We start from the raw sequence: 22,914 nt of genomic DNA on the forward strand, positions 1-22,914 counted from the left end.
ACCGATATGCCTTTCATCACCGAGATAAAGACCTTTGCCGCCCTGGGTAGCGGCGTGATCGGCAGCGGCTGGGTCGCCCGCGCCCTCGCCCACGGCCTGGACGTGGTGGCCTGGGACCCGGCTCCCGGCGCCGAACAGGCACTGCGCAAGCGTATCGCCAACGCCTGGCCAGCGCTCGAAAAGCAAGGCCTGGCCGAAGGTGCCTCCCAGAGCCGGCTGACGTTCGTCAGCACCATCGAAGCATGCGTGCGCAACGCCGACTTCATCCAGGAAAGCGCGCCAGAGCGGCTGGACCTCAAACTCGACCTACACGCCAGAATCAGCGCCGCAGCCAAGCCTGACGCGATCATCGGTTCAAGCACCTCGGGCCTGCTGCCCAGCGAGTTCTACGAGTCGTCCACCCACCCTGAACGCTGCGTCGTCGGCCACCCATTCAACCCGGTGTACCTGCTGCCGCTGGTCGAGATCGTCGGCGGTTCCCGCACTTCACCCGATGCCATTGAAGCCGCCAAAACCATCTACACCGCACTCGGCATGCGCCCACTGCACGTGCGCAAGGAAGTGCCAGGCTTCATCGCCGACCGCCTGCTCGAAGCGCTGTGGCGCGAGGCGCTGCACCTGGTCAACGACGGTGTGGCGACCACCGGTGAGATCGACGATGCCATCCGCTTCGGCGCCGGCCTGCGCTGGTCGTTCATGGGTACCTTCCTCACCTACACCCTGGCCGGTGGCGATGCCGGCATGCGCCACTTCATGTCGCAGTTCGGCCCTGCCCTGAAGCTGCCCTGGACCTACCTGCCAGCGCCGGAGCTGACCGACAGGCTGATCGACGATGTGGTGGACGGCACCTCCGAGCAACTGGGCGAGCGCAGCATCGCCGCGCTGGAGCGCTATCGTGATGACACCCTGCTGGCAGTGCTGGAGGCGGTGAAGACCAGCAAAGCCACACACGGCATGGCCTTTGGCGATTGAGGAGCAAGCGATGCCCGCACTGATCACCTACCGCACCCCAGTCCAGGAGGACTGGGTCGACTACAACGGGCATCTGCGCGATGCCTTCTACATGCTCATTTTCAGCTACGCCACCGATGCGCTGATGGAGCGCATTGGCCTGGATACCGATAGCCGTGGGCACAGCGGCAACTCGCTGTTCACCCTGGAAGCGCATATCAACTACCTGCACGAGGTGAAACTCGGTACCGAGGTGTGGGTACAGACGCACATCTTGGGCTTTGATCGTAAGCGTCTGCACGTTTATCACAGCCTGCACAGGGCGGGGTTCGAAGACGTGCTGGCGGCCAGTGAGCAGATGCTGCTGCACGTAGACTTGGCCGGGCCTAAATCTGCGCCATTTACCCAGAAGACCGAGGCGGCTCTGCAAAGCATCCTGGATTCACAGAAGGACTTGGCGTCACCCGAGCACGTTGCCAGAGTGATGCGTCTTGCCCGGTAGAGGCTTCGCCAGGTATTCAGCGGGTCGCATTAATACCGTTGACTCCCGTGGTTTGCCCGCAGGGGACCCAACCGCTGACGAGTAGACAACTGGCATGAGCCCAAAAAAATTGCCCCGGAAAGCCGTGAGCATCCGGGGCCAAGAGCGAGCAACATCCACTGTGCATGAAGAAGGTGACCAAACCCTCCGTTGCGGTAGATGGCGTGAGTGTGCGCAGTTGCGACCCGGCGAATTTAGCCGTAAACGACCTGTTGTTAGCCAAAGCAGCCATGCCGGTATTCTGTTGTTGCGGGTATGTCGCACTCGTCACAGAATCAGTCGTAAATCACAGCAGCACTCTCTTAGCGATAAAAGGGACAACAGCCATGATGCATGCGGATTTGATTGATCAGGACGACCTCGCCGGCCAGCTGCGCGCGCGCGGGTTCGATATCCCAGCCGGGGCCAGTGCCGAGCAGGCCTGCGAGGCGGTGGTGCGCGGGTTGACCGAGCCCAATGCGCGGGCACTCAAGGGCATGGTCGAGCAGATGTATACCGGCAGTGCGACGATTCTGCCGGCGGTGCGCCAGGCCATCGACAAGCAGTTGTTGCCGGCGCTTGCGAGTTTCAACAAGCGGGCCTGATTCATGTTTTCTGTACTGGCCCTATCGCCGGCAAACCAAGTCCCACAGTGATGACACGAAGCTCCAGGCCTGTGCAGCACCTGTGGGGGCTGGCTCGCCGGCAATAGGGGCAGGCCTGCTCTACACAGGCTCGGCCAGTTTCTCCAGCGCTGCAGTGCGGTCGAACAGCCGCGCCAGCCCTTCCTGGTGAGTCACACCCACCACCGTACACCCCGGCAACTCCCGCCTGAGCATTTCCAGCAAGCCCCGGGCACTGCCCAGATCCAGCTGGCTGGTCGCCTCATCCAGGTACAAGGTATCCGGCCGGTACAGTAACGCCCGCGCCAGGCTTAGCCGCTGCTGCTCCCCGCCGGAAAGCACGCGTGCCCACTCAGCCTGCTTGTCCAGTTGCCCCGCCAGAGCTCCCAGCCCCACCTTGCCCAGCACATCGATCAACTGAAGATCGTCTATCGACTGCACCTGTGGATAAGCCAGTAACGCGCGCAGGCTCATGTGCGGCAGGTAGGGCTTTTGCGGTAGCAGCAAGCTGCGCCCCGGCGGCAGCTGCCACTCGCCCAGGCAGTAGGGCCAAAGCCCCTGCAAGGTGCGCAGCAGGGTCGACTTGCCAACCCCGCTGCGCCCACCCAGCCGTAGCCACTGGCCCTGCCCTGCTTGCAGGTCCAGATCGCGCAGCATGGCACTGCCATCGGGCCGGCAGAGCGTCAGCCCCCGCGTACACAGGCAATCACCCTGCGTGGCAGTGACGGCCTGCCTACGGCTGGCAGTGATCGCCTGCTCGAACTGCTCCAGCCGCTGCAATGCAGCGCTCCAACGCACCAGCTTGTGATAAAGCTTGATGAACCAACTGAGCGAGCCGTGCACCGCGTTGAAGGCACTGCGGATCTGCATCAGCCCACCCAGGGTGATGGTCTTGGCCATAAAGGCTGGCAAGGCGGAAAACACCGGGATGATCAGGCTCAAGCGTTCATAAGAGACGGTAAACAGGCTGAGATTGCGTTCACGCCCCATCAGTTGGCGCCAGTTGCCGGCGATGGCGCGAAAACGCTCGGCCAGGTGCTCGCGTTCGACCGCCTCGCCCCGGTAAAGCGCAATCTGTTCGGCATGGTCGCGCTTGCGCAGCAGGCTGGCACGAAAGTCCGCTTCGCGGTGTTCACGCTCGTAATTCAACGCATGCAGCGGCTTGCCGATCAGGTGTGTCACCCAGCTGCCGGCCAAGGTGTAGCCCAGGACGATCCACACCAAGTAGCCATGAACCGTGAATGACTCGCCCAAGAGGCTGAAGGTCTGCACCCCCGACAGGTTCCACAGGATCACCATGAACGCGCCGACCTGCGCAAGGTTGATCACCAGCGAGGCCACCAGTTCGATGCTCAGCCCGACCATCAGGTCGATGTCCTGGGCAATGCGCTGGTCGGGGTTGTCCGGCTCGCCAGTCAACCCCAGCCGGTAGAAAGCCTGATCGGCAAGCCAGGCATCGGTCAGGCGCCCGGTCATCGCCTGGCGCCAGCGCAGCTCCAGCCCTTTGCGGATATAGTCCATGGCCACGACGATCAGCACATAACTACCCAGATACAGCGCGTACTCAGCCACTAGGCCATACAGCCCCGCAGTGTCAAACGCGGCCAGGGTGTCGTAGAAGACCTTGCTCCAGCTGTTGATCAGCACATTGATCTGCACCACCAGCAACCCCAGGCCGATCACCGCCGCCAACATGAGCCAGGCCAGCCATTGCCCACGGTCGTGCCAGAACGGGCGGCTGAGGCGGTAGAAGGTGCGCAGGGTGTTCACAGTGCCTGCTCCAGCGCCGCCTCAGAGGGCAGCAGGCGAAGTTGTACCTGGTTGCCCCGAGGGAACACCTGCCCTGCCTGTCGTTGCAGCGCTGGCAGGGTCAATGCCTCAGGCAATCGGACCTGGGTCTGCAGGTAGCGTGGGTCGTGCCAGCGGCGGTCGCTGAGGATCAGGCGCTTGAACTGGGTTTGCGGGTCTTCACGGCGCTTGCTCTCCTGACGCAGCAGCTGGCGCCGCTCGGCCAGCACCCACTCGGCATCTGGCTGCAGGCTGGCAAGCGTCTTCTGCGCCATGGCCCACAGCTCATCGGCTCGCGCCGGGTCGCAGGTGAAGCTGAGGCTGCTTTCGACGCGCTGCGTCTCGGCATTCAGCTCGCTGTCGAAACGCAGGCGGTATACGCCTGAGGCCTCGCCACGCAGCTGCGCCTTCAGCCGCTGGTTCGCCAGGTCGCGCAGCACCGATACCCGCACCGCCGCCTCGGGGCTCCAGGCTTGCGGGTGGAAGCTGCTGGCCCGCAATACCACACGCGGTTCCGGCGCGATGGCCAGGTCCTCACGGCGTTGACCGGGCTGCTGCAAGGCCTGCTGGCTGGCCAGCGAAACGCTGCGCGGGAGGGTCGCGAGCATTTCCCGGACCATTTTCTCCAGCGGTTCAGGCGCTGTATCCGCCATCAGGTAATAGGTCACTGGAGCACCGGCCAAAAGCTTCCAGTCGGCGCTCAGCTGTTCGGCGGTCAATTGGACGAGGGCCCGCGGATCCGGCGACTGCCAGTGATCCACACCGTACTTGAGCACGCGCTGGCGGCTTTCCTGCACCTCGCGAACGTCATCCGGTCGGCTGCGCAGACGTTGCAGCAACTCGTCACGGGACTGGGTGAACAGAGCCTGGTCTACGCTGGCCAACTGACTCGTGCGATAGCTTTGCATCAGCGCCAACAAGTACTCTGGTTCGGCGCCAAGGTTGAGCGTCAAACGGTGGGGCTGATGATCGAGGCTGAGCGTGGCGCGATGCGTCTGGCGCCATGTGGCCAGCGCCGCTGGGTCCATACCCGGCAGCCCGCTGCGCGCGCCAAGCTGCGCGGCCATCTGCAGTCGCCAGGCCGGTACCCCTTGCAGGGAGTAGCCGGCCGACGAGTCAACCTGCAACAGCCATTTGCCATCCGGGCCGTTGCGCTTGAGCCAGACCACGCGATCACCGTTGCTCAGCTGCCAGTGTTGCACATGCTGCTCAGGGAACATCTCGCGCTCGACAATATCAGCCGCCGGCACCGCAGCGGGCATTTCCAGGAGGGCTACCGACGCCTTTTCTGGCGCCGTCTGCACAGGGGCCGTAAGCGATCTGCCGGCCAGTTCGACTTGCCTCGCCTCAACCTGCGCGACGGTCGGCAAGGCGATTTCGGAGTTGCCCGCCGCACTCACCTGCAATACCCGGTCAGCGCTGGCCAGCCAGCGACGCAGGCGCTCGTTCAGGTCATCACGCGAGATGTTGCCCAACACTTCCAGATAGCGCGCAGCGGCGGCGTGCCGCTCGGTGACGGCATGACCCTGCACGGCAGCGTTGTTGAGTTGTTCCACCCACTGCTCGAAGGTGCGCGGGTCTTGCTTGGCCAGCGTCTTCTCGCCCAGCGCTTGGATATGCTCGCGCTCACGTTGCAGGTCCGTTTCGGTGAAGCCATGCTGGCGCAAGCGCTCGATCTCGGTCAGTAGTTGCTGCAGCGCCTGGTCGTGAGCCTGGCCTTCGACGCCGGCGGCGATACCGAGCACGGTAGAGTGTTCACCGATCAAGGTTTTCTGCGCGGTAAGGCTGCGCACCCCAGCGGCGTGCGGTTGGCGACGCAGGCTGTCGAGCATTGCAGCGAGGGTCATGCGGTCGATCAGCCGCTCGCGCAATGCGGCGCGTGTAGTGCCGCGGCTATCCGGCTCATGCAAGCGGAACAGCATCGCCACCTGGTTGCTGCCCGATTGCGGGTCCTGCAGACGGAACACTTTCAGCGTGTCGTCCAGCACCAGCTCCCGATGCTCGCGCCGCGGCACTTCGCCAGCCCTGGCCGCGCCGAAGGCCTGTTCGATCTGGGCGCGCATGGCCTGGGGGTCGAAATCGCCGACTGCCGACAGCACCATGTTGTTGGGCAGGTACCAGCGGTTCTGGAAGGCCTGCAGGTTCTGCAGGCTGGCCGCGCGGATCGCCGCCTCGTTGCCGATGGTCCGGTGCCCGGGGTAGCGCGAGCCCACCCGCTGCGAGGCAGTGCGCTGCTCGTTCATGCGCTGGGCCACACCCAGGCCGCCGCGCCATTCCTCGATCACGATGGGCCGCTCCCGCTCCAGGTCCTGGGCGTTGTAGTCACCGGCGAACGCCAGGTCGGCCAGGGCCTGCAATGCCTGGGGCGCCTGGCGCACGCCAGCGGGTGGGGCAATCAGGTACTGGGTGCGTTCGTAGTTGGTCATGGCATTGAAGTGCCGGCCCTGTACCCAGCCCAGGTCGGTCATGCGCTGGCGCACGTTCTGCTGGCGGCCGGCGCGGCTGTGAAAGGCCAGATGTTCGACCATGTGGGCAACGCCAACCTGGTCGTCTTCCTCGTCGACCGAACCGGCCTTGACGGTCAAACGCAGGTCCAGGCGGCCATGCTGAGCCGTTTCACGCACCATCCGGTAGGCAAGCCCGTTGGCCAGCTTGCCCTGGATGACCTGGCGGTCCCAGGGCAAAGGTGCATCGGGTTCAGGGATCGACGCGCAGGCGCCGAGCAACAGCGGGCCGAGCAGGCCCGCGATGAGCTTTTTCATCAGGGTATCCACGGTTTTTAGAGCGTCAGAATCGGTAGCCGACTTCCAGCCAGTACTGGCGGCCGACTTCGTAGCGGGTCACGGCCTGGCTGCCGGCGCTGACGGTCGGGTTGGTCTTGTCGGCGACATTGGTGATGTCGACCGAGGCGAACACGGCCTGGTCCTTGGCCGTTGGCAGCTCCCAGTAAACTTGCATGTCCCAGGTCATGGCGCTGCCGACCGCCGCCGCCTCGTACACGCTGAGGGTTTCGTTATCGAGGTCGACCGTGCGCCCGGTATCGATGATCTGCTTGTACTTGCTGCGAAAACGCAGGAAGTTGCTGATGCTCATGTGCCAGGCGGGGATCTCGGTAATGGTCGTCAGCCGTGCGGTCCATGGGCGGTTGAAGTTGTTCGGCGGCAGTTCGACGAAGTCCATTCGCTTGCCGTCGTAGAGCACGGCACTACCGTCATATTCTTCACTGTCGAGGATCGAGTCGTAGTCGGTGTACGAGTCTTCGCTGCGCTGCCAGCCCGCCGCGAACTGGGCGCTGGTGCTGGTGCCAAACAGCTTGAGTTCCTGCTGGGGGGTAACGGTCAGCGTCACCGTGTCGCTCTCGCTGCGACCTTGGTTGGTGTAGATGTAGTAGTTGCTGCGGTAACCGGGCAGTGCCGGCAGGTCTTCGACACTGGAGTAGGAACGCACGATCTTGTCGCGCCCCTTGCGGTTGACATACTTGAGGTCGAACAGAGTGTTCAGCCACAGCTGCTCAAGGCCGAGCGTAAGCTCATCGTCATATGGGATATTCAGGGTCGAGAAGCGCGTGTCATTGGCTACTCGGGTAGCCTCGATCCACGGCGAGTCCTGATCGGCGCGCAAGTAGCGCACATTCAGCTGGCCACGGCCGTCGTTGAGGCGGGTCTTGAACAGATTGCGCCCATAGTAGCGGTTGGCACCAAAGGTCAGCACCGTTGAGCGGTCACCGAAGAAGTCGTAATCGCCGGCAAAGCGCGGGGCAACGGTCTTTTTCTCCATGTAGTCGTCGCCTTCCACCCGAACACCCGGGCGCAGGCCCAAGTTGCCCAGCTGAATGCTGTCCTGGAGGTAGAACGCGTATTTCTTCTCGTCCTGGCTGATCTTGCCTGCTTCATACACCATGCGTGAGTTGGCCCATTGCCGGGTGTTGCCATTGAGCAGCTGGCCAACCGAGCAGTAAGGATCGTCACCGCAGCTGCTACCGTCGTCACGCTTGTTCATGGTGACACTGCTGGCTTGGGTGGACCGCTCCCAGGTAGCTCGCTTGTAAGAGAGGTCGATACCCGTGACCAATGAATGCGCCACACCACCGAACCACACCGGCAGCCACTGGGCCTTCACCGCGTAGTCCAGGCCGTCCTGGGTCTGGTCGAGGTCGCCATAGGCACCCTCGGCACTGCGTGATGTGTTGCTCAGCGACTTGCCCCAGTTCTTGACGTCGGAGTAGTACCAGTTGATGTAGTCGTCCTGCTCGGAATCGCGCGAGCTGGTCAGCCGCGTCACCGCCAGGGTGTGTGTCCACGTGGCGTTGTCAGCCAACCAGGTGGCCTTTACCGAGCCTTGATAGCCGCCCTCTTCGGTGATGAATTCGGAGTTGCGCTGGTTGGCGCGGAAGTAGGTGTTTTCGCCGGGGCCGTAGATGAACGAGCTATCCAGGGTGAGCTGGTCATTCATGTTCCAGTAAGTCTTGAGCATGTAATTGGTCAGCTCGCGGGTCTGGTCCTTGCGCGAAGGCCCGTTGCCACTTTCGTAGCCATCGCTGTAGGCGTTCAGTGGCAGCACCGAGCGTTTCTGCGAGAACGCCAGGATGGCGCCGAAGTCATCGGTCAGGTGGCCTTCGAGCATGCCGCGAACAGTGGTTTTCTCGAACTCTGGCTGGTACTGCTCGTCCGAGGCCTGATCGAAGCTTTCCTGATCGGCTTCGGTGATGTGGTAGCGGGTCCACGCCGAACGGCTGAGGGCATACGAGACCTTGCCGTGAAATGCCTTGCTCGGTCGGCGGGTGATCGCATCGACCACGCCGCCGTTGAAGCCGCCGTACTCCGCCGGTACGTTGCTGTCGTAGACCTTCACTTCCTGCAGCAAGTCCGCATCCAGCGCAATACCGTGGGAGCGGCTGGGGGTGGAATCGAACTGACGCACATCGTTGAAGTCATGGGCGCCAGGGTCGAGGTCGTTGTTGATCGAGATGCCGTCGATCATGAAATTGTTCTGGTAGTACTTGGCGCCGTTGATGCTGATATCCGCCGGGGCAATTTCGCCCGGCGTGTTGGAGTTTTGCTGGCGGGTGCTGAATTGCACGCTGGGGTGCATCTGCAGCAGTGTGGTGATGTCGCCATTGGCGCCCGGGAAGGCTTTGATCGCCTTGCTGCCGATGACCGTAGCGCCCATGTAGCTGTTCTCTTCGGTCTGCCCCAGCACCACGGTGTTGTGCAGCTCCAGCGGGCCTTGGCCGTCGCTGTGCAACAGGCGGAAGATGAACGTGCCCGCCTCGAACTCCCAGGTGATGCCACTGCTTTGCAGCAGTCGCGACAGCGCCGCCTCGCTGCTGAAGTTGCCACTGACCGCGGTGGACTCCAGGCCCTCCAGCAGGTCCGGGTCGACGCTGACCTGCAGCCCACTTTGCTGGCCGAAAGTGATCAGGGCGATGGCCAGATCCTGGCTGGGAATGGTGAACGGGTGTACCTGGGTGAGCTGGGCATGCTCAGCGTCTGTCTGTGCATGAGCTGGCGGCTGATCCAGCAAGGCACAGAGCCCCAACATGCCCGCGCCGCCAACATGTTTCAGGCGCAACGACCAATCCCACGCACTGCGCGGCTTCCGGCTTGATGTTTCAGTCATCCCACATCCCCACCCCCGGCAAGCGCCGGACTGCAAAATAGAATACGAATCGATATCAGTTGTTGCGCGCGGAGGAGAAGACGGGGCAGTGCGGGGGATTTTCAGAAAATTGTGAAATTAATTTTCGGCGGGGATTTTTGGGGCCGCTTTGCGGCCCCGGCAACGTCAAGGTTTGCTCAACACCAACAGCCAGGGCCCATAGCTGCGCACCTCGCCACCGTGCGGCTGGACCACTGCACGCAGCGCCGCCTCGGGCTTACGCAGGTCGTACACACCCGTCACCCGCTTGGCCCCCAGTGCATCGTCACGCAGCATCACCTTGCCTGGCATGTACGGCGCTAGCGCCTGCACCAGCTCGGCCACCGTCTGGTCGTCTGCAATCAGCTGCCCTTGGCGCCAGGCGGCGGCTTGCGTGGGCACGAAAGTACGTAACTGCACATGCCCATCCACATAACGCAGCCGCTGCCCCGCCGTCAGTGCAGCAGCCAGTACCTGTGCATCGGCAGTGTCCTCGACCCGTACCGAGCCGTGCTGCACATCCACCCCTACCCGCCCCGACCGCAGCTCGACATTGAACGCCGTGCCGGTGACCGTCACCTGCACATCGTTGGCACGCACATGGAACGGCTTGGCCGTGTCGGGCATGACCTCGAAGAACGCCTGGCCGGCGAGCAGCTTCACATCCCGGTGATCGCCGCTGTAGTCCACGGCAATGGCGGTGCCGCTGTCCATCTGCACCACACTGCCATCAGCCAGGGTGACGTCGCGGGTCTCGCCTTGTGCGGTGCGATAGTCAGCCTGCAAGCGCAGGCTCAGGGAAGGCGCGACAGCTCCCCATAAACAGGCTGCCACCGCCGCCCCCAGCCACCAGCGCCGCCGGGGCTTGCGCTTGACCGGTAGCGGCAGCACTTCGGCCTTGGGCCACAGTTCGCGGGTGGTCGGCGCCAGCTGGCCGGTGAGCTGCCACACCCGTTCGGCCTTGTGGAAGGCCTGGGCGTTGGCCGCGTCGCTGGCGCACCATTGCTCGAACTCATCCCTTAGCTGAGGGTCGTCAGGTGACTGCTGCAGGCGCAGGAGCCATTCCAGGGCCTGCTCGCGGCGGCTGGATAGCGGGGCTGCGGACGTCATGTCGGGCAAGTCTCCTGAGGGCTGAAGGGCGCGCAGGGTCGCACAGAGCTACCCTGCTCGGCAAAGGACGCACCAGCCTCGCGTTTTTTCACAGATCATCCTCCAGGCGCGCCATGCAGTGGCTCAGGGCATCGCGCACCAGTTGGTGCACCAGGCTGACCGATACATTCAGGTGGTTGGCCACTTCTTGCAGGGTATGGCCGCCCAGGCGGTGCATTTCGAACGCCAAGCGGGTGCGCTGGGGCAATTCCTCAAGGGCGCGGCTGATGGCGCTGAGTTCATTTTGCTGGGTGACCGCCTGCTCGGGCGACACACTGGTCGAGGGCAGCTCGGCGAGAATCTCATCACCGTTGGGTTGGGCTTTTTCGGTGGCGGTACGGCGGGTCTGGTCGAGGGCCAGGTTGCGCACGATGCGGTACAGGTAACTGGCCGGGTGGCGAATGTCGGCATCGTCCTGCTGGCGACTGAAGCGCAGCCACGCCTCCTGCACCACATCTTCGGCGCGGGCGCGGCAGCCGACGATTGGCGAGGCGTAGTCGACCAACGCTGCCCGGTGGGCCAGGTAGAGCTGCAGTTTGTCGTCCGCCACGGGGTGGTATGCCAAGCGATTTCGGGGCGGAAATGTTACCTGTAGTCGAGAATCATTATCAACCAATCATGTACTGTTGCCTTCCAGGCCTCATCGCCGGCGAGCCGTCTCCCACAGGTACCGCAGCGGTCTAAGGCCTGGCGGTGATCTGCGGGAGCAAGGTTGCCGGTGATAGGGCTGCAAAGCAGCCCCGATGCTTTAAAGCCTCACACTGGCAAAGGTCGACTCGTTGCGCGCCTGGCTCAATGCAGCCATCGGCCCGCTGTGCGGCGACAGGGTCATGGCTTGCGGAATCGGCATCATGGCCACTTGCTGTGCGGTGTTTGAACCTACTCGTTCATCACGCGGCGGAATGCCGAAGTACTCGCGGTAGCACTTGGAGAAGTGCGGCGTGGAGACGAACCCGCACACCGAGGCCACTTCGATGATCGACATCGGCGTCTGCTTGAGCAGCTGCCGCGCACGGATCAGGCGAAGCTTCAGGTAATAGCGCGACGGCGAGCAATGCAGGTACTTCTGGAACAGCCGCTCAAGCTGGCGACGCGACACGGCCACGTACACGGCCAGTTCGTCCAGGTCGATCGGCTCTTCGAGGTTGGCCTCCATCAGCGCGACGATTTCCTGCAGCTTCGGCTGGTTGGTTCCCAGCATGTGCTTGAGCGGCACGCGCTGGTGGTCCTGCTCGTTGCGAATGCGCTCGTAGACGAACATCTCAGAGATCGCCGCCGACAGTTCGCGGCCATGATCGCGGCTGATCAGGTGCAGCATCATGTCCAGCGGCGCAGTGCCGCCAGAGCTGGTGAAGCGGTTGCGGTCGAGGGTGAACAGGCGTGTGCTCATGTTGGCCCGCGGAAACGCCTCCTGCATCGCCGCCAGGCATTCCCAGTGCACGCTGCAGTCGAAACCATCGAGCAGGCCGGCACAGGCCAGCGCCCAGCTACCGGTGCACACAGCGCCCAAACGGCGCGACTGACGCGCCTGGGCCTGCAGCCAGGTGACATGCTCACGGGTAACCGAACGCTGGATCCCCACGCCACCGCAGACGATAACGGTGTCGATGGGAGGGGTGTTGGCGATGGAGGCGTCCGGCGTGATCTGCAAGCCATCGCTGGCCCAGACCTGGCCGCCATCGACGGTGAGCGTGTGCCAGCGATACAGCTCACGGCCGGAAAGCTGGTTGGCCATGCGCAGCGGTTCCACGGCCGAGGCCAAGGAAATCAGGGTGAAGTTGTCCAGAAGGAGAAACCCGATGGACTGGGGTGCTGTGCGGTTCTGGGTTGGATTCCCGGAGGTGTACGACGTCATCGCGATTTCTCCTCACACAAAAACAGGGTGTGCCTCAGGCGGGCACTGATTTTTTGTAATGGCCCCAATTCATTTGCAGGGGCTTTGCCAATCTCAACGCAAGGGCCGTGCCTGAAATTGAACGGCCATCCAAAAAAACCCAAAAACGACGCCTTTTTTCAGCAATTCCGGCTCGCCGATCGGGTTGTTGAAAAAACCCAAACCGGCGGGCCAGCGCCTTTGCGTGTCACTCATGAGCACTTTGGTGACACGCTCAAGGCAGGTTGCCCAGAAACGACACTGTTTAGTGTCACCGACAATGGCGACACTGATCGCGACACCCGACGATCGGCTGATACGAAGACGCCCCAAAACGGGGCGTCCTGACGAGAGTAGCTCACCGTCAGCGCATCAACATTCGATGGCGCTGACCGCCAAACCGCCGCGCGAGGTCTCTTTGTACTTGTCGTGCATGTCGGCGCCGGTGTCGCGCATGGTGCGGATCACCTGATCCAGAGAGATAAAGTGCTCGCCGTCACCGCGCAGGGCCATCTGTACGGCGTTGATGGCCTTGACTGCGGCAATGGCGTTGCGTTCGATGCACGGCACCTGCACCAGGCCACCGACCGGGTCGCAAGTCAGGCCAAGGTTGTGCTCCAGGGCGATCTCGGCGGCGTTCTCCACCTGCGCCGGGGTCGCCCCCAGCACTTCGGCAAGGCCAGCCGCCGCCATGGCGCACGCTGAACCGACTTCACCCTGGCAACCCACCTCGGCACCTGAAATCGATGCATTCTTTTTGCACAGGATGCCCACTGCGGCGGCGGCCAGGAAGAAGTCGACCACGTTGGACTCGTCGACCGCATCGCTGAAACGCATGTAGTAGTGCAGCACAGCCGGGATGATGCCGGCCGCGCCATTGGTGGGCGCAGTGACCATGCGCCCGCCAGCGGCGTTCTCTTCGTTGACCGCCAGGGCGAACAGGTTGACCCACTCCATGGCACTCATGGTCGAGCCGATCACATTGGGCTTGCCGATCTCCTGCAGGCTACGGTGCAGCCTGGCGGCCCGGCGGCGCACATTCAGCCCGCCGGGCAGTGTGCCCTCATGCTTGAGGCCGTTGTGCACGCATTCCTGCATGGCTTGCCAGAGCGTGTGCAGGCCGGCGCGGATCTCTTGCTCGCTGCGCCAGACCTTCTCGTTGGCCATCATCAATTGCGACACGCTAAGGTCGTTTTGCTTGCACAGGCGCAGCAGCTCTGCGGCACTGTTGAAATCGTACGGCAGCACCGTCTGGTCGGCATCCAGCACACCACTGGCGGCCTGGGCGGCATCAACCACGAAACCGCCCCCCACCGAGTAGTAGGTGTCACGGTGCAGCTCGCCCTGCTCGCCTTCGGCGATCAGGGTCATGGCATTGGGGTGGTACGGCAGGTTCTCGTCCAGCAGCAGCATGTCACGCGCCCAGACGAACTCGATGGGCAGGCGGTTATCCAGCTTCAGGGTATTGGTTTCGCGCAGGTCGGCGATGCGTGGGACGATCTGGGCCGGGTCGATGGCATCCGGCCATTCGCCCATCAGGCCCATGATGGTGGCGTGGTCGGAGCCGTGGCCAATACCGGTGGCCGACAGCGAGCCGTATAACCGCACCTGCACCCTTTTCACCTGCTCAAGCTCGCCGCGCTCACGCAGGCCCTGGACGAACAGGGCGCCCGCACGCATGGGGCCGACGGTATGGGAGCTGGAGGGCCCGACTCCGATCTTGAACAGGTCGAACACGCTGATGGCCATTGTCGCTACACCTCTTGCTGGGCTTGTCTCTGCGCGCCATGCGCAGGGCGGGGCAACTGCTAGGCTGAAGCTGCGAGCCGCCACGAATGCACGCATCATCAGGCTTTTGCGCCCCCCCTCGCCGTCTGCAACCGACGTACTTTTGTCCAGCAGCGCCGCGGCGTTTTACCTGTATGTGCGCCGCTTTCAGGCGCTCCGATGACGGAAAAATACGCAGCCAGGGGAGGAAAATGCCATATGCGACATCGCCAGTACTCAAAGCGACCCGTTCCGTACTGGTTACGACCCCACCTGTAGGCGATTGCCCGGCGCTGGTGGATTATCGAAAGCGACTCGTATTGCACGGCCTCGCATCCTGCCCTCTGCAGGCCTGGTTGACCGGACCCTGAGAAAGCCCGGCAGCCCTCGCGAACCCGAAGATAAAATCACAGGAGTCCATCCATGAAAGGTTCACCCTCGCTGTTGCTGGCCGCGTTGCTGTCCGCCCCCTTGCTGGCCCAGGCCGCAGAACCCGAGCAGTGTCAGACGGTACGTTTTTCCGATGTCGGCTGGACCGACATCACGGTAACCACCGCGACCACCAGCGTTGTGCTCGAAGCACTGGGTTACAAGACTCACACCACCATGATCTCGGTACCGGTGACCTACAAGTCGCTGGCCGCCGGCAAGGACCTGGACGTGTTTCTCGGCAACTGGATGCCGACCATGGAAAACGACATCAAGCAGTACCGCGACGCCGGCACTGTCGAAACCGTGCGCGCCAACCTGGAAAACGCCAAGTACACCTTGGCCGTACCCCAGTCGCTGTACGACAAGGGCCTCAAGGATTTTGCCGACATTCCCAAGTTCAAGAAGGAACTGGAAGGCAAGATCTACGGCATCGAGCCGGGTAACGACGGTAACCGCACCATCCAGAGCATGATCGACAAGAACGCCTTCGGCCTGAAGGACGCCGGTTTCAAGATCGTGCAGTCCAGTGAGGCCGGCATGCTGTCGCAGGTGGACCGGGCGCAGAAGCGCGGGGAGGCGATCGTATTCCTCGGTTGGGAACCTCACCCGATGAACACCCGCTTCAAGATGCAGTACCTGACCGGCGGGGACGACTTCTTCGGCCCGGAACTGGGCAAGGCAACCGTGCTGACCAATACCCGCAAGGGCTACGTGCAGGAGTGCAGCAACGTAGGCCAACTGCTCAAGAACCTGTCGTTCGAGCTCAAGGATGAAAGCACCATGATGGGCTATGTCCTGGACGACAAGATGAAACCCGAGGCAGCTGCCAAGAAGTGGCTCAAGGACAACCCAGGCAAGCTGGACGCCTGGCTCGCCGGGGTGACCACCGTGGACGGCAAACCGGGCCTTGAGGCGGCCAAAGCCAAACTGACGCAATAACGCAAGACGAAGGCAACACCGCGGGGCGGGACCGTGCTCGCCCCGGACTGATTTCAATCTTTGCAGGTGGAAGCTCGCTATCATGCTTATCGATCAGAAAATACCCCTGGGTGAGTACATCGCGTCATTCGTCGAATGGCTGACCCAGAATGGCGCCGATTACTTCGACGCCATCGCTCAAGGCCTGGAATTCATGATCCAGGGCGTCACCGGCACTCTGACCTGGTTCAACCCGTTCGTCCTCATCGCCCTGTTCGCCGCCCTCGCGCACCTGATTCAGCGCAAATGGGCACTGACTGTGTTCGTCGCCCTCTCCTTCCTGCTGATCCTCAACCTGGGCTATTGGCAGGAGACCATGGAAACCCTGGCGCAAGTCACCTTTGCCACCGTGGTCTGTGTGGCCATCGGTGTACCGCTGGGGATCGTTGCCGCGCACAAACCGATGTTCTATACCGCGATGCGCCCGGTGCTCGACTTGATGCAGACGGTGCCCACCTTCGTTTACCTGATCCCAACCCTGACACTGTTCGGCCTGGGTGTGGTACCTGGGCTGATCTCCACGGTGGTGTTCGCCATCGCCGCGCCGATTCGCCTGACCTACCTGGGCATCTGCGACGTCCCGCAGGAGCTGCTGGACGCCGGCAAGGCCTTCGGCTGCTCGCGGCGCCAGTTGCTGACCCGCATCGAACTGCCCCACGCGATGCCGAGCATCGCCGCCGGCGTTACCCAGTGCATCATGCTGTCGCTGTCGATGGTGGTGATCGCGGCCCTGGTGGGCGCCGATGGCCTGGGCAAACCCGTGGTCAACGCACTGAACACCGCCGACATTTCCCTGGGCTTCGAAGCAGGCCTGGCGATCGTACTGCTGGCCATCATGCTCGACCGTATCTGCAAGCAACCGGAAGTCACGGTAAGGGGTGAAGCATGAGCATCATTCGTTTCGAAGATGTCGACGTCATCTTCTCCAACAAGCCGCGTGAAGCGCTGGCACTGCTCGATCAGGGCAAGACCCGGGAGCAGATCCTCAAGCAGACCGGGCTGGTGGTGGGTGTCGAAAAGGCCAACCTGGATATCAACAAGGGCGAGATCTGCGTGCTGATGGGCCTGTCCGGTTCGGGCAAGTCGAGCCTGCTGCGCTGCATCAACGGCCTGAACACCGTCAGCCGCGGCAAGCTGTTCGTCGAGCACGAAGGCAAGCACATCGACATTGCCCACTGCACCCCGGCAGAGCTCAAGATGATGCGCACCAAGCGCATCGCCATGGTGTTCCAGAAGTTCGCCCTGATGCCCTGGCTGACGGTGCGCGAGAACATCAGCTTTGGCCTGGAAATGCAGGGCCGCCCTGAAAAGGAACGGCGCAAGCTGGTGGACGAGAAGCTTGAGCTGGTGGGTTTGACCCAGTGGCGCAACAAGAAGCCGGACGAACTCTCCGGCGGCATGCAGCAGCGCGTGGGCCTGGCCCGGGCACTGGCGATGGACGCTGACATCCTGCTGATGGACGAACCGTTCTCGGCCCTCGACCCACTGATCCGCCAGGGCCTGCAGGACGAGCTGCTGGAGCTGCAGCGCAAGCTCAACAAGACCATCGTGTTCGTCAGCCACGACCTGGACGAAGCGCTCAAGCTGGGCAGCCGCATCGCCATCATGAAGGATGGGCGGATCGTTCAGTACAGCAAGCCCGAGGAGATCGTGCTCAACCCGGCGGACGACTACGTACGCACCTTCGTGGCCCACACCAACCCGCTGAACGTGCTGTGCGGCCGCAGCCTGATGCGCACCCTGGACAACTGCAAACGGATCAATGGCTCGGTGTGCCTGGACCCAGGCATCGATTCGTGGCTGGACCTGGGCGAAGGTGGCTCGCTCAAGCGTGCACGCCAAGGGCAGAACGGGCTGGACCTGCAGAACTGGGCGCCTGGAGAGGATGTCGAGCTGCTGGAGCGGCGGCCGACGCTGGTCAATGCCGATATCGGCATGCGCGAAGCGCTGCAGATTCGTTACCAGACTGGCAACAAGCTGGTGCTACAGGATAACGACAAGGTAGTGGGGATACTTGGGGATACCGAGCTATACCACGCGCTGCTCGGCAAGAGCCACGGCTAATGCAACCGGGGCCGCTGTGCGGCCCCAATCAATCTGTCAGCGAACGACGATACCGCGGGCAGCCATGTAGGCCTTGGCTTCCGGCACCGTGTACTCACCGAAGTGGAAGATGCTCGCCGCCAGTACCGCGCTGGCATGCCCTTCCAGAATCCCGTCAGCCAGGTGCTGCAAGTTACCCACACCACCCGAAGCGATCACCGGAATCCCCAGCGCATCGCTGATGGCACGGGTCACACCCAGGTCGAAACCGTTCTTCATGCCGTCCTGGTCCATGCTGGTCAGCAGGATCTCACCGGCACCCAGGCCTTCCATCTTCTTCGCCCACTCGACCGCGTCCAGCCCGGTCGGCTTGCGCCCGCCATGGGTGAAGATTTCCCAGCGCGGCGCTTCACCGGGGCCAGACACCTTCTTGGCATCGATGGCCACCACGATGCACTGCGAACCGAAACGGTCGGCAGCCTCACCCACGAACTCAGGGTTGAACACCGCGGCGGTGTTGATCGAAACCTTGTCGGCACCGGCATTGAGCAGGTTGCGGATGTCCTGCACGGTACGCACGCCACCGCCCACGGTCAGCGGGATGAACACCTGGCTGGCCATGCGCTCGACGGTATGCAAGGTGGTATCGCGGCCATCGACGCTTGCGGTGATGTCGAGGAAGGTGATTTCGTCGGCACCCTGCTCGTTGTAGCGACGGGCAATTTCCACCGGGTCGCCGGCATCACGAATGTTCTCGAACTTGACGCCCTTGACCACCCGGCCGTTGTCCACGTCCAGGCAAGGGATGATGCGCTTGGCCAGTGCCATGGTTCAGTCCTCAGCCTTGGTAGTTGTCGCAGAAGGCCTGGGCCTCGGCGACATCGAGGGTGCCTTCGTAGATGGCACGGCCGGTGATGGCACCGATGATGCCCGGGGCCTTGGCGTCCAGCAGGGCCTTGATGTCACCCAGGTTGTGGATACCACCCGAAGCGATCACCGGAATGCGGGTGGCTTCGGCCAGTGCCTTGGTGAACGGCACGTTGCAGCCCTGCATCATGCCGTCCTTGGCGATGTCGGTGTAGACGATCGCCGAGACGCCATCGGCCTCAAAGCGCTTGGCCAGGTCGATGACCTGCACCGAGCTCACCTCAGCCCAGCCGTCGGTGGCGACGAAACCGTCCTTGGCGTCCAGGCCGACGATGACCTTGCCGGGGAAGGCCTTGCACGCTTCAGCGACGAACTCAGGTTGCTTGACCGCCTTGGTGCCGATGATCACGTAGCTGACGCCGGCCTTGACGTAGTGCTCGATGGTTTCCAGCGAACGGATACCGCCGCCGATCTGGATCGGCAGGTTCGGGTAACGCTTGGCGATGGCAGTGACCACTTCACCGTTGACCGGCTGGCCTTCGAAGGCGCCGTTAAGGTCGACCAGGTGCAGGCGGCGGCAACCACCCTCCACCCACTTGGCGGCCATGCTCACCGGGTCGTCGGAAAATACCGTGGAGTCTTCCATGCGGCCCTGGCGCAGGCGCACGCAGGCACCGTCCTTCAGATCGATAGCGGGGATAATCAGCATGCTCTTTCCTTCGTCAATTCAAGCGGCAAGCTGCAAGCGACAAGCTGCAAGCATGCGCGTCGTGTTTTCGATGGCGGTCCAGCTTTGGCTTGCAGCTTGAGGCTTGAAGCTTTCAGCTTTTTTCCAACGCCCACAGGTCGCTCTCGATGCTCTCGAACCGCTCCTTGAGGTGCAGCTGAACATCGGCAATCGCCCTGTTGTAGTAATGGGGTGCAATCTCTTTGCTGAACAGCTCGAGGACCTCAGCCACCTCGAACGACCCCAGCTGCAGCTCGAAGCGGTCTTCGAGGAAGCGCTTGAGGGTGTCGAGCGCTTCGCGCTCCTGCTCGGGGGCCAGGGTGATGACGGGGGCCTTGGTCTTCGACCTGCTCATTTACCAGCGCCCGTCCCAGGCCACGAAGTTCTGCAGCAGTTGCAGGCCATGGGTATGGCTCTTCTCCGGGTGGAACTGCACGGCAAAGCGCGAGCCCTCGGCCAGCGCGGCAGCGAAGTCGACGCCATAGTGGCCGCGACCGACCACTTGCCCCGGCTTGCCGGCATTGATGTAGTAGCTGTGCACGAAATAGAAGCGCGCACGATCAGAGATGTCGTGCCACAGCGGGTGGTCGACGGCCTGAGTGACTTCGTTCCAGCCCATGTGCGGCACTTTCAGGTGCTCACCACCTTCCTGCAGGTCTTTACCGAAGAAGCGCACCTGGCCAGGGAACAGGCCGATGCAGTCGACACCGTCGTTTTCTTCGCTGTGCTCCAGCAGCGCCTGCATGCCTACACAGATGCCCAGAAATGGCCGGTCCTGGCTGACTTCACGCACCAGGCTGTCGAAGCCCAGGCGGCGGATTTCGGCCATGCAGTCGCGGATCGCGCCCACACCCGGGAACACCACACGGTCAGCCTCGCGAATCACCGCAGCATCGCTGGTGACCATCACCTTGCCGGCGCCGACGTGCTCGAGCGCCTTGGCTACCGAGTGCAGGTTGCCCATGCCATAGTCGATCACGGCTACCGTCTGCATTTACAGGCATCCCTTGGTGGATGGCATCTGCCCGGCCATGCGCTCGTCCTGGGTCACGGCCATGCGCAGGGCACGACCGAAGGCCTTGAACACGGTTTCGATCTGGTGGTGGGTGTTGTGGCCACGCAGGTTGTCGATGTGCAGGGTAACCAACGCATGGTTGACGAAGCCCTGGAAAAACTCCTGGAACAGGTCGACATCGAAGCCGCCAACGGTGGCGCGGGTGTACGGCACGTGCATCTGCAGGCCTGGGCGGCCAGAGAAGTCGATGACCACACGCGACAGCGCTTCGTCCAGCGGCACATAGGCATGGCCGTAACGGAAGATGCCTTTCTTGTCGCCGATGGCCTGGGCGAATGCCTGGCCCAGCGTGATACCGACGTCTTCGACGGTATGGTGATCGTCGATATGCAGGTCACCCTTGCACTCGATATCCAGATCGATCAGCCCGTGCCGGGCAATCTGGTCGAGCATGTGTTCAAGGAAAGGCACGCCGATATCGAATCGGGCCTTGCCACTGCCATCGAGGTTGATCGAGCACTTGACCTGGGTTTCCAGGGTATTGCGCTCGACGGAAGCCTTACGTTCGACCATCACCAGCTCCGCAAAATCATTGGGCGAAAAGGGCTACATTATAGGCCCAGAACGCTCAAGCTTGGAACGCGGATGACATATGGCATTGCAAGGGGCTGCTCGGCAGGCCGATCACCGGCAAGACGCCTCCCCCAAAGCCCCGCCAGAACTCAAGCCCAGCGGAGAAACCTGTGAGGGCAACTGGCTTGCCCAGTGTCTAAAACCGGCGCAATCCAGGTGGCCGGCTTGCCGGCGATGAGGCCATGACAGCCAGCCAGTCAGCTGGCTGTCATACCCCTTAGTGGAACAACACCGCCGTCTTCTGCAGGGTAATCCACACCCCCCAGGCCAGCGGAATCACCACTACCGCCCACGCGATCAGCACCAGCGGCAGGCTGCCTGGCGCTGCATGCCACTCCAGCGCACGGGCGCCATCGGCACCTTTGTCGTGGCTCAGGGCACGCTCGGCCGCAAGCTCGGCATCGCTCATGAAGTGCTTGTCGGCCACCGGGCGCACCAGCAGGTTGCAGACGAAGCCCAGCACCAGCAGGCCAGCGAGGATGTACAGGGTCATGTCATAAGCCGCCGCACGCTCCACACCCGCGGCCAACTGGTACTCACGCAGGTAAGTGATCAGCACCGGGCCCAGCACGCCAGCAGCGGCCCAGGCCGTCAGCAGGCGGCCGTGGATGGCACCGACCATCTGCGTGCCGAACAGGTCAGCCAGGTAGGCCGGCACTGTGGCGAAGCCACCGCCATACATGGACAGGATGATGCAGAACGCCGCCACGAACAGTGCCACATTGCCCAGATGGCCCATGTTCGGCACCAGGCTGTAGAGGCCCACACCCAGGGCGAAGAAGGCAAAATAGGTGTTCTTGCGGCCGATGTAGTCCGAGAACGATGCCCAGAAGAACCGCCCACCGATGTTGAACAGGCTCAGCAGGCCGGTGAAGCCCGCGGCAATGGCGGCAATCTGCGCCAATTGTGCGGCGTTCAGCTCGCTGAAGCTCAGCTCGTTGCCCAGCAGCTTGCCAGCGAACACTTCCTGCAGCAGCGGCGACGCCATGCCCAGGATGCCGATGCCTGCAGAAACGTTCAGGCACAGCACCAGCCAGATCAGCGCGAATTGTGGGGTTTTCCAGGCAACGCTGACGTGCACGTGACGGTCGGTGACCATCGCATTGGCTTTCTTCACCGGCGCAGTCCAGCCTTCTGGCTTCCAGCCGGTCGGCGGCACGCGGTACGCCAGGGCGCCAGCGGTCATGAACACGAAGTAGATCGCTGCCATGACCACGAAACTCTGCCATACGCCGACTTCATGCTCATTACCGAAGTGCCCCATCAGCGCAGTGGCTAGCGGTGCACCGACCATGGCACCGCCGCCAAAGCCCATGATCGCCATGCCAGTGGCCATGCCGCGTTTGTCCGGGAACCACTTGATCAAGGTCGAAACCGGCGAGATGTAACCCAGGCCCAGGCCGATACCGCCGATCACGCCGGAGCCCAGCCACATCAGCCACAGCTGATGGGTCTTCACGCCAATTGCCGAAATCAGCATGCCGCCGCACCAGCACAGGGCCGACACCAGGCCCGCCTTACGCGGCCCTGCGTGCTCCAACCAACCGCCCAGCACCGCTGCCGAGCAACCCAGGAACACGAAGAACAGGGTGTAGATCCAGCTCAGCATGGAAATGGGCCAGTCGCACTCGGCGCTGAACATGCGAGCAATGAAGCCCATGTCCGCCGAGCACGCTACCGGGGCGGTAATGCCGATGGCTTGGGAAAGCGGCAACCAGAACACGGAAAAACCGTAGGCCATGCCGATACACAGGTGAATGGCCAGCGCGGCCGGGGGTACCAGCCAGCGGTTGAAACCGGGGCGGGCGATGATGCGCTCCTTCGACAAGAAGCTGGGCGCGCTGGCCACCGCTCCTGCCGTGATACTGCTGTTCATGGATGTGATCCTTTTGTAGGTAGACGATGCGTGCG

Annotated in this window: 20 protein-coding genes; 6 read left to right on the top strand and 14 right to left on the bottom strand. The window is 62.8% G+C overall.

The annotated features are described in order from the left end of the window. Nucleotides 1-6 precede the first annotated feature (6 nt). From ACIPZH_RS17655 to ACIPZH_RS17665, 3 genes are all read left to right on the top strand, one after another. Complete coding sequence (locus tag ACIPZH_RS17655; protein ID WP_400637099.1) at nt 7-972, top strand: L-carnitine dehydrogenase; 966 nt, start codon at nt 7-9, stop codon at nt 970-972. Nucleotides 973-982: 10 nt separating this feature from the next. Then, nucleotides 983-1,453 carry a thioesterase family protein gene (locus ACIPZH_RS17660; protein WP_400637101.1) on the top strand — a complete coding sequence of 157 codons (471 nt, stop codon included), beginning with the start codon at nt 983-985 and terminating at the stop codon, nt 1,451-1,453. Between the two features lie 365 nt (nt 1,454-1,818). Then, complete coding sequence (locus ACIPZH_RS17665) at nt 1,819-2,076, top strand: hypothetical protein (RefSeq protein ID WP_039604371.1); 258 nt, start codon at nt 1,819-1,821, stop codon at nt 2,074-2,076. A 120-nt stretch (nt 2,077-2,196) separates the two neighbouring features. Here ACIPZH_RS17665 and ACIPZH_RS17670 read toward each other — a convergent pair whose 3' ends face one another. From ACIPZH_RS17670 to ACIPZH_RS17705, 8 genes are all read right to left on the bottom strand, one after another. Continuing rightward, nucleotides 2,197-3,864: an ABC transporter ATP-binding protein/permease gene (locus tag ACIPZH_RS17670; RefSeq protein ID WP_400637102.1), complete on the bottom strand. Its 1,668-nt coding sequence runs from the start codon at nt 3,862-3,864 to the stop codon at nt 2,197-2,199. Continuing rightward, nucleotides 3,861-6,644: an insulinase family protein gene (locus ACIPZH_RS17675; protein WP_400637104.1), complete on the bottom strand. Its 2,784-nt coding sequence runs from the start codon at nt 6,642-6,644 to the stop codon at nt 3,861-3,863. Before ACIPZH_RS17675 ends, ACIPZH_RS17670 begins: the two co-directional genes overlap by 4 nt. Nucleotides 6,645-6,669: 25 nt before the next feature. Further along, a complete protein-coding gene (locus tag ACIPZH_RS17680) occupies nt 6,670-9,453 on the bottom strand; it encodes a secretin and TonB N-terminal domain-containing protein (protein ID WP_400637105.1) in 2,784 nt (927 codons plus the stop codon). 213 nt (nt 9,454-9,666) lie between these two features. Then, a complete protein-coding gene (locus ACIPZH_RS17685; protein ID WP_400637106.1) occupies nt 9,667-10,629 on the bottom strand; it encodes a FecR family protein in 963 nt (320 codons plus the stop codon). An 88-nt stretch (nt 10,630-10,717) separates the two neighbouring features. Further along, nucleotides 10,718-11,218 carry a sigma-70 family RNA polymerase sigma factor gene (locus ACIPZH_RS17690; protein ID WP_400637116.1) on the bottom strand — a complete coding sequence of 167 codons (501 nt, stop codon included), beginning with the start codon at nt 11,216-11,218 and terminating at the stop codon, nt 10,718-10,720. A 198-nt stretch (nt 11,219-11,416) separates the two neighbouring features. Continuing rightward, entirely contained in the window at nt 11,417-12,523 is a 1,107-nt protein-coding gene (locus ACIPZH_RS17695; RefSeq protein ID WP_400637108.1) for a GlxA family transcriptional regulator, read from the bottom strand. Between the two features lie 93 nt (nt 12,524-12,616). Beyond that, nucleotides 12,617-12,874: a hypothetical protein gene (locus ACIPZH_RS17700; protein ID WP_400637109.1), complete on the bottom strand. Its 258-nt coding sequence runs from the start codon at nt 12,872-12,874 to the stop codon at nt 12,617-12,619. Nucleotides 12,875-12,913: 39 nt separating this feature from the next. Beyond that, a complete protein-coding gene (locus tag ACIPZH_RS17705) occupies nt 12,914-14,290 on the bottom strand; it encodes an L-serine ammonia-lyase (protein ID WP_241805588.1) in 1,377 nt (458 codons plus the stop codon). A gap of 441 nt (nt 14,291-14,731) precedes the next feature. Here ACIPZH_RS17705 and ACIPZH_RS17710 point away from each other — a divergent pair, with 441 nt between their 5' ends. The 3 genes from ACIPZH_RS17710 (at nt 14,732) to choV (ending at nt 17,782) form a co-directional block, all read left to right on the top strand. Next, nucleotides 14,732-15,679 (top strand): choline ABC transporter substrate-binding protein, encoded by a 948-nt coding sequence (locus tag ACIPZH_RS17710; RefSeq protein WP_349975965.1) that lies wholly within the window; start codon nt 14,732-14,734, stop codon nt 15,677-15,679. A gap of 79 nt (nt 15,680-15,758) precedes the next feature. After that, nucleotides 15,759-16,607: a choline ABC transporter permease subunit gene (gene choW, locus ACIPZH_RS17715; RefSeq protein WP_400630102.1), complete on the top strand. Its 849-nt coding sequence runs from the start codon at nt 15,759-15,761 to the stop codon at nt 16,605-16,607. Next, entirely contained in the window at nt 16,604-17,782 is a 1,179-nt protein-coding gene (gene choV, locus ACIPZH_RS17720) for a choline ABC transporter ATP-binding protein (protein ID WP_241805586.1), read from the top strand. The genes choW and choV overlap by 4 nt, the downstream gene beginning before the upstream one ends. A 36-nt stretch (nt 17,783-17,818) precedes the next feature. On the opposite strand, the gene hisF is transcribed toward choV, so the two are convergent. From hisF to ACIPZH_RS17750, 6 genes are all read right to left on the bottom strand, one after another. Continuing rightward, nucleotides 17,819-18,589 (bottom strand): imidazole glycerol phosphate synthase subunit HisF, encoded by a 771-nt coding sequence (gene hisF / locus ACIPZH_RS17725; protein WP_267819386.1) that lies wholly within the window; start codon nt 18,587-18,589, stop codon nt 17,819-17,821. A gap of 10 nt (nt 18,590-18,599) precedes the next feature. Continuing rightward, the gene (hisA, locus tag ACIPZH_RS17730) at nt 18,600-19,337 is read right to left on the bottom strand and encodes a 1-(5-phosphoribosyl)-5-[(5-phosphoribosylamino)methylideneamino]imidazole-4-carboxamide isomerase (RefSeq protein ID WP_003255731.1); all 738 of its coding nucleotides are present in this window, start codon (nt 19,335-19,337) and stop codon (nt 18,600-18,602) included. A gap of 112 nt (nt 19,338-19,449) precedes the next feature. Continuing rightward, entirely contained in the window at nt 19,450-19,710 is a 261-nt protein-coding gene (locus ACIPZH_RS17735) for a DUF2164 domain-containing protein (RefSeq protein WP_241805582.1), read from the bottom strand. Next, nucleotides 19,711-20,349, bottom strand: coding sequence for an imidazole glycerol phosphate synthase subunit HisH (gene hisH, locus ACIPZH_RS17740; protein ID WP_241805581.1), 639 nt, complete (start codon nt 20,347-20,349; stop codon nt 19,711-19,713). Beyond that, nucleotides 20,350-20,943, bottom strand: a complete 594-nt coding sequence (hisB, locus tag ACIPZH_RS17745; RefSeq protein ID WP_012316676.1) for an imidazoleglycerol-phosphate dehydratase HisB — start codon at nt 20,941-20,943, stop codon at nt 20,350-20,352. 277 nt (nt 20,944-21,220) lie between these two features. Next, nucleotides 21,221-22,879 carry an OFA family MFS transporter gene (locus ACIPZH_RS17750; protein ID WP_241805579.1) on the bottom strand — a complete coding sequence of 553 codons (1,659 nt, stop codon included), beginning with the start codon at nt 22,877-22,879 and terminating at the stop codon, nt 21,221-21,223. Between the last annotated feature and the right edge of the window lie 35 nt (nt 22,880-22,914).

The organism is Pseudomonas sp. NPDC089758, from assembly GCF_044748705.1.
Lineage (GTDB): Bacteria > Pseudomonadota > Gammaproteobacteria > Pseudomonadales > Pseudomonadaceae > Aquipseudomonas > Aquipseudomonas putida_X.

Coding starts and splice junctions, on each gene's coding strand:
- ACIPZH_RS17655 (WP_400637099.1), top strand. CDS start 7: ATGCCTTTCATCACCGAGATAAAGACCTTTGCCGCCCTGGGTAGCGGC.
- ACIPZH_RS17660 (WP_400637101.1), top strand. CDS start 983: ATGCCCGCACTGATCACCTACCGCACCCCAGTCCAGGAGGACTGGGTC.
- ACIPZH_RS17665 (WP_039604371.1), top strand. CDS start 1,819: ATGATGCATGCGGATTTGATTGATCAGGACGACCTCGCCGGCCAGCTG.
- ACIPZH_RS17675 (WP_400637104.1), bottom strand. CDS start 6,644: ATGAAAAAGCTCATCGCGGGCCTGCTCGGCCCGCTGTTGCTCGGCGCC.
- ACIPZH_RS17685 (WP_400637106.1), bottom strand. CDS start 10,629: ATGACGTCCGCAGCCCCGCTATCCAGCCGCCGCGAGCAGGCCCTGGAA.
- ACIPZH_RS17695 (WP_400637108.1), bottom strand. CDS start 12,523: ATGACGTCGTACACCTCCGGGAATCCAACCCAGAACCGCACAGCACCC.
- ACIPZH_RS17705 (WP_241805588.1), bottom strand. CDS start 14,290: ATGGCCATCAGCGTGTTCGACCTGTTCAAGATCGGAGTCGGGCCCTCC.
- ACIPZH_RS17710 (WP_349975965.1), top strand. CDS start 14,732: ATGAAAGGTTCACCCTCGCTGTTGCTGGCCGCGTTGCTGTCCGCCCCC.
- choV (WP_241805586.1), top strand. CDS start 16,604: ATGAGCATCATTCGTTTCGAAGATGTCGACGTCATCTTCTCCAACAAG.
- hisF (WP_267819386.1), bottom strand. CDS start 18,589: ATGGCACTGGCCAAGCGCATCATCCCTTGCCTGGACGTGGACAACGGC.
- hisA (WP_003255731.1), bottom strand. CDS start 19,337: ATGCTGATTATCCCCGCTATCGATCTGAAGGACGGTGCCTGCGTGCGC.
- ACIPZH_RS17735 (WP_241805582.1), bottom strand. CDS start 19,710: ATGAGCAGGTCGAAGACCAAGGCCCCCGTCATCACCCTGGCCCCCGAG.
- hisH (WP_241805581.1), bottom strand. CDS start 20,349: ATGCAGACGGTAGCCGTGATCGACTATGGCATGGGCAACCTGCACTCG.
- hisB (WP_012316676.1), bottom strand. CDS start 20,943: ATGGTCGAACGTAAGGCTTCCGTCGAGCGCAATACCCTGGAAACCCAG.
- ACIPZH_RS17750 (WP_241805579.1), bottom strand. CDS start 22,879: ATGAACAGCAGTATCACGGCAGGAGCGGTGGCCAGCGCGCCCAGCTTC.